This is a genomic window from Alishewanella sp. HL-SH05 (assembly GCF_052655985.1).
Window position 1 is genome coordinate 177952 of sequence record NZ_CP199753.1, and the last position, 7049, is coordinate 185000.

The window sequence follows — 7049 nt, forward strand, 5'->3', positions numbered from 1 at the left end:
AAATGCTTGCTGCACTGCAACAAGCGTTAGCTAAGGCGGCAGCTTGCCGCATTCGCCTACCGGTTATTTTGCAAGGTGATGAAAAGTCGTTACTGGCTCAAGCACAACATTTGTTAATGGCACTACAACCTGCGCATAGTTGGTGGCTAGGCGCAAATACACCAGCGCAATGCCAGAACATCGGACAATACAAAGCGCATCAACTATTGGGAATTGAGTGTGACTGCTTAATTATTAATGCCTTTAGTGGTTTTGATGCCGACAAAATTGCGGCCAGTGCGGGTGCGCTCACCGCAGGCGGACTCTGGTTATTATTAGCACCTGAGTCATTACAATGGCAGCAACTCGCTAACCCAGCACATCATCGTTTACGCTCTTACCCAACCCCCACTGATTACCCTGGTTACTTCATTGCGTTTTGGCTTGGGCAATTACAACAAGCTAATGTTTTGCGCGGCAACGCCACAACACTTTTTAATGACTTAACTTGGCCTAAGGCAGAGGCAACCTCTATAACATTAGACGTTACCATGCCTTATAAAACGTCTGAACAAGCTACCGCAGTTAGCGCTATTTTAAACGTCGTATCAGGCCATCGGCGCAGGCCATTATTATTACTTGCCGATCGCGGCTGTGGTAAATCAGCAGCATTAGGTATTGCCGCGGCACACTTAGCCCTATCAGGGAAAAAGCACATACTGATCACCGCACCGGCAAAGGCACAAGCGGCAGTCGCCTTAGCACATTTTGCGCAACTTACCGAACATGAGGCTTCTGCTTCATCGGCACTGCGCTTTGTTGCTGTAGATGAGTTATTAGCTTCACAACCCGAAGCCGAATTATTATTGATCGACGAAGCAGCAGCAATACCCACGCCCTTACTACAACAATTACTAAACCATTATAGTCGTATCGTCTTTGCTAGTACCGAGCATGGTTACGAAGGCACCGGCCGCGGTTTTCAATTACGTTTTCAACCTTATTTGACGAAACGCTGCCCGAATTGGCGATTATTACGTTTAACTCAACCTATCCGTTATCAAGCACAAGATCCGCTAGAACAAATTATTAGATCAAGCTTTCTTTTAAAGCAGACAGATGAGACTGCCGTGACGCTCACTGCTGAAAGCCTTGAACTCAAACATTATCACGCCAGCGACTGGCTAGCGGAACCGAAGAAACTACAACAAGTCTTTGGTTTGTTGAGCTTTGCGCATTATCAAACGCAGGTAAAAGATCTGGCAGCACTGCTAGATAACCCAGCATTGAGTGTTTATACCCTTGAACAAGATAAACAATTACTGGCCTGTGCCCTGATCAGCCAAGAGGGAGAGATCGATGACGCGCTAAGCCAAGCAATCTATCAAGGAGAGCGCCGGATCCAAGGACATTTATTAGCACAAAATCTGGCTTTTCATTTGGCCAGCCCGGCATTAGCCACCGTTAAATTGGCGCGCATTATGCGTATTGCGGTGCCACCTCATTTGCAACGACAGCAATTAGGAAGTCAGTTGCTAACTCGATTAGAAAAGCCATTGCAGCAACAAGGCTATCATTATGTTGGCAGTAGCTTTGCTGCTTCCGCTGATTTAGTGCGTTTTTGGCAAAAAGCGGGCTTTGCGGCTATTCGACTCGGCATGCAGCTTGATAAAGCGAGTGCGGAGCCTTCACTGGTTATGCTAAAAGCATTATCGGCAGAAAATGTATCAAAGGTTCAGCAGCTAAAACTAGAATTTGCTTCGCGCCTTTATCAAGAATTACCAGACTACCCAAGCAATATAGCGAGTGATTTGCTTTTGCAACTTATTCAGCCAACTCAACACGCCATGACGCTCCTTACTCTTACCAATCTGCAATTATTTAGTGCAGATCAACGCCCCTTTGAACTCGTGATTAGTGAGTTACTACAATGGTTTAATCAATACGCGGTCGTATTATCAAAGCTGCAGCAGCAAGTATTCATTGCTAAACTTTGGCAAAAACAAAGCTGGGCAGTGGTTTGCCAACGGTTTTCACTCTCAGGCAAAGCTTGCGCTATTAAACTGATGCAACAAGCAATAATACAGCACATAGATTCAGCCTAAACTATTGTCATTACATTATTAATGCTAAAGTAAGACCTTATTTTCGGAGACGTTATGTTTAGCTTATTTTCATTATTGCTCAGTAGTACAGCACCCACTCTTGATCATCTTACGTTGTCTGAGCGAAACTTATTACAAACAGCTATCCATACCCAAACCAGTTATAACGTTATTGCTGATCAGTATGCTCAATGCCAACAAATCAAAGACTATCAAATATTGGGTTTGCCTGAGAAACGAGAATTAACCAGCATCATTGAAGCCACTTTAAATATTCCTTATCAAGATTTTCTATTTTCAATTAACCACGCTAAAGCTTGGCAAAGTTTAAAACCTCGCGAACCCATGCCATTAGTTGATTGTAATAAAACCATGGTATATCAAGATTATCTTGATCAATATGCCCTACAACGTTTTGCATTAGAAATTGCAGAACCTATTACAAAACCCTTGCTGACCAACCCTGTAAATAGTCAACAACAAGAGAGCACCGCTTTACTGCAAAGTTATGCCCAACGCAGTAGTACCATAGCTATTGTCAACATTACAGATAGACAAACACTTACCGCTATAGAACAAGCCAACTTTTTACATTTAGACTATACCAGTCGCTATATCTATCGAATTACCCAAGGCTGGAAAAAACGTGCCACCGTTATACATGGGCATGCACATTCAAATAAACGAAGCTGATTTAAATAAGTTTGAAGGCGATTGGCTGATTTTTCTTGACGCACAAAAGCAATATATCGCTGCTCGCCCAGTAGAAGATGTCGCAGATTTCATCAATAGCCTTGGCAAGACAGAATGGCAAGTTGATAGTAACGGTAACTTGCAACGCCCTTAATTAATCTGAAATATACTTACTGTTTTACGCATTTATTATATAAATAATGACACGTTTATATTTTATTAATAACAGCTCAGCTTTACAGAGCCATTTTTATTAATGAGATAACTGTGTAGCCAAAAGCTGTGATTCTGATGATATTACAGGCATGTTAACAAATCAGGATATTCTAAAAGCTCTCATCTGTATTTAATCAAGTAAAACAACGCTCAAATCTGCTATAGCAATATCATTCAATCAAGACGTTATGAGTTGAAAGGAACCATTGAAATAACGGAAAGGATGCTTCGCTTATTACAACACAGTTGGTCTACAAGGTTTAGCAGGCTTACATTATCGAAAGATCCTCAGTGATCAGCAATTCGATTTATTAAACCGCTGACAATGCACTGGGCCATCAAGCATTGAAAACCCTACTCTAACAAATAAAGAAAATCACTATGAGGCTATTGGTGAGGCAGTGGCAATGGTTTGAAGCGTTTTATCAATGATACTGCACGCGTGATTAGAGTGAACTTAGAGACTGGGCAGTGCTGAACAGACTTTAAAATGGAATGGTATCATGCCCCTCGCAGAGCTCAGGGCGTTCAGCCGGCGCCAAGCCAAACTGTTGGCTTGTCGTCTCCCGGCTTCACTGTACTACCTCGCATGGTGTCGCCCTGCTCCAGCAGTGCACCGCCTCAAGATATTTCAACCAATAAAAAAGCCCCACTCTTGCGAGTAGGGCTTTTCTATTGAATGAGGTGCCTGGCGGTGTACTACTCTCGCATGGCGAATGCCACACTACCATCGTCGCAGCTGCGTTTCACTTCTGAGTTCGGAATGGAGTCAGGTGGTTCCACAGCGCTATTGCCACCAGGCAAAAACTTGTAGGGAACACGTTTTAACGCACTTTAGTGCTGCCCGTTAGGGTCAAATCCATGGAAGGATTTGATAAAAACGTATTCCAATATTCGGCAATCTGATAAGTAAATTCACACTGTATTCTTTTCTTAAAACATCTTGGGCGTTGTATGGTTAAGCCTCTCGGGCAATTAGTATGAGTTAGCTTAACGTGTCACCACGCTTCCACACCTCACCTATCAACGTTGTGGTCTTCAACGACCCTTTAGTAGACTCGAAGTCTAAGGGATGACTCATCTTGTGGCCGGCTTCCCGCTTAGATGCTTTCAGCGGTTATCCGTTCCGAACGTAGCTACCGGGCAATGCCATTGGCATGACAACCCGAACACCAGCGGTTCGTTCACTCCGGTCCTCTCGTACTAGGAGCAACTCCACTCAATCATCCAACGCCCACGGCAGATAGGGACCGAACTGTCTCACGACGTTCTAAACCCAGCTCGCGTACCACTTTAAATGGCGAACAGCCATACCCTTGGGACCGACTTCAGCCCCAGGATGTGATGAGCCGACATCGAGGTGCCAAACACCGCCGTCGATATGAACTCTTGGGCGGTATCAGCCTGTTATCCCCGGAGTACCTTTTATCCGTTGAGCGATGGCCCTTCCATACAGAACCACCGGATCACTATGACCTACTTTCGTACCTGCTCGACGTGTCTGTCTCGCAGTTAAGCTGGCTTCTACCATTACACTAACCGTACGATGTCCGACCGTACTTAGCCAACCTTCGTGCTCCTCCGTTACTCTTTAGGAGGAGACCGCCCCAGTCAAACTACCCACCAGACACTGTCCGCAATCCCGATTCAGGGACCTACGTTAGAACATCAAACATACAAGGGTGGTATTTCAAGGACGGCTCCATCAGAACTAGCGTTCCAACTTCAAAGCCTCCCACCTATCCTACACATGTAGGGTCAATGTTCAGTGCCAAGCTATAGTAAAGGTTCACGGGGTCTTTCCGTCTAGCCGCGGGTATACGGCATCTTCACCGCAATTTCAATTTCACTGAGTCTCGGCTGGAGACAGCCTGGCCATCATTACACCATTCGTGCAGGTCGGAACTTACCCGACAAGGAATTTCGCTACCTTAGGACCGTTATAGTTACGGCCGCCGTTTACCGGGGCTTCGATCAAGAGCTTCGCTTGCGCTAACCCCATCAATTAACCTTCCGGCACCGGGCAGGTGTCACACCCTATACGTCCACTTACGTGTTTGCAGAGTGCTGTGTTTTTAATAAACAGTTGCAGCCAGCTGGTCACTGCGACTCTCCAATGCTTACACCGCAAGGGCTTCACATCAAAGAGCGTACCTTCTCCCGAAGTTACGGTACTATTTTGCCTAGTTCCTTCAGCCGAGTTCTCTCAAGCGCCTTGGTATGCTCTACCTGACCACCTGTGTCGGTTTAGGGTACGGTCACCAATACCTGAAGCTTAGAGGCTTTTCCTGGAAGCATAGCGTTAGCAACTTCATCACCTTAGTGACTCGTCTCGTGTCTCAGTCTTAAGAAACCGGATTTTCCTAGTCTCTCAACCTACACACTTTCACGCGGACTACCAACGCCGCGCTTGCCTAGCTTTCTCCGTCCCCCCATCGCAGTATTGGCCGGTACAGGAATATTAACCTGTTTCCCATCGACTACGCCTTTCAGCCTCGCCTTAGGAGCCGACTCACCCTACCCTGATTAGCATGGGATAGGAACCCTTGGTCTTTCGGCGGGGAAGTTTTTCACTCCCCTTATCGTTACTCATGTCAGCATTCGCACTTCTGATACCTCCAGCATCCTTCTCAAGACACCTTCGCAGGCTTACAGAACGCTCCTCTACCACTTGCACATAATGCAAGTCCGCAGCTTCGGTGAATGATTTTAGCCCCGTTACATCTTCCGCGCAGGCCGACTCGACTAGTGAGCTATTACGCTTTCTTTAAAGGGTGGCTGCTTCTAAGCCAACCTCCTAGCTGTCTATGCCTTCCCACATCGTTTTCCACTTAATCATTACTTTGGGACCTTAGCTGGCGGTCTGGGTTGTTTCCCTTTTCACGACGGACGTTAGCACCCGCCGTGTGTCTCCCGAGTAGTACTCATTGGTATTCGGAGTTTGCATGGGGTTGGTAAGTCGGGATGACCCCCTAGCCCAAACAGTGCTCTACCCCCAATGGTATTCGCTCGAGGCGCTACCTAAATAGCTTTCGAGGAGAACCAGATATCTCCGAGCTTGATTAGCCTTTCACTCCGATCCACAAGTCATCCCCTAATTTTTCAACATTAGTGGGTTCGGTCCTCCAGTTAGTGTTACCCAACCTTCAACCTGCTCATGGATAGATCGCCCGGTTTCGGGTCTACACCCTGCAACTATTCGCCCAGTTAAGACTCGGTTTCCCTACGGCTCCCCTATTCGGTTAACCTCGCTACAGAATGTAAGTCGCTGACCCATTATACAAAAGGTACGCAGTCACACCACGAAGGTGCTCCCACTGCTTGTACGTACACGGTTTCAGGTTCTATTTCACTCCCCTTACAGGGGTTCTTTTCGCCTTTCCCTCACGGTACTGGTTCACTATCGGTCAGTCAGGAGTATTTAGCCTTGGAGGATGGTCCCCCCATGTTCAAACAGGATACCACGTGTCCCGTCCTACTCGTTTTCACTATAAAAGCATTGTCGTGTACGGGGCTATCACCCTGTATCGCTACCCTTTCCAGAGTATTCCACTAACACCAATATAGCTTAAGGGCTACTCCGCGTTCGCTCGCCGCTACTAACGGAATCTCGGTTGATTTCTTTTCCTCGGGGTACTTAGATGTTTCAGTTCTCCCGGTTTGCCTCGCTACACTATGTATTCATGTAGCGATAGTGAGTAAACTCACTGGGTTTCCCCATTCGGATATCTACGGATATAATGCCTCTTACCGGCTCCCCGTAGCTTTTCGCAGGTTAGTACGTCCTTCATCGCCTCTGACTGCCAAGGCATCCACCGTGTACGCTTAGTCACTTAACCATACAACCCCAAAATGTCTTGAAGTGTACAGTGTGAATAAGGTATACAATTAAATGTAACCTTAGTTTTTTACTTTTTACATCAGCTTGCCAAATTGTTAAAGAGCAGTTTTGAGATTAAACTCAAATATAAACACTTATAGACTAAGCACTTATATTTGAATTCCTAGAGCCGGTTTAAAACCAGAAGTGGTGGAGTTAAGCGGGATCGAACCGCT

General features: G+C 46.0%; 3 protein-coding genes, 1 tRNA gene and 2 rRNA genes (1 of these 6 running past the window's edge). 3 read left to right on the forward strand and 3 right to left on the reverse strand.

Annotated elements, in window-relative coordinates; genetic code table 11:
- Positions 1-2: 2 nt before the first annotated feature.
- The 3 genes from ACUJFL_RS00870 to ACUJFL_RS00880 are packed head-to-tail and all read left to right on the forward strand — an operon-like array spanning position 3 to position 2931.
- Entirely contained in the window at positions 3-2084 is a 2082-nt protein-coding gene (locus ACUJFL_RS00870; protein ID WP_445428218.1) for a GNAT family N-acetyltransferase, read from the forward strand.
- 54 nt (positions 2085-2138) lie between these two features.
- Positions 2139-2777 (forward strand): hypothetical protein, encoded by a 639-nt coding sequence (locus ACUJFL_RS00875; RefSeq protein WP_445428219.1) that lies wholly within the window; start codon positions 2139-2141, stop codon positions 2775-2777.
- Positions 2752-2931 (forward strand): hypothetical protein, encoded by a 180-nt coding sequence (locus tag ACUJFL_RS00880; protein WP_445428220.1) that lies wholly within the window; start codon positions 2752-2754, stop codon positions 2929-2931. Before ACUJFL_RS00875 ends, ACUJFL_RS00880 begins: the two co-directional genes overlap by 26 nt.
- Before the next feature lie 748 nt (positions 2932-3679).
- Here the strand turns inward: ACUJFL_RS00880 and rrf are convergent.
- The 3 genes from rrf to ACUJFL_RS00895 form a co-directional block, all read right to left on the reverse strand.
- Positions 3680-3794 (reverse strand): 5S ribosomal RNA (gene rrf, locus ACUJFL_RS00885).
- 153 nt (positions 3795-3947) lie between these two features.
- A 23S ribosomal RNA gene (locus ACUJFL_RS00890) occupies positions 3948-6832 on the reverse strand.
- A 189-nt stretch (positions 6833-7021) separates the two neighbouring features.
- Positions 7022-7049, reverse strand: a tRNA-Ala gene (locus ACUJFL_RS00895); it runs 48 nt beyond the window's last position.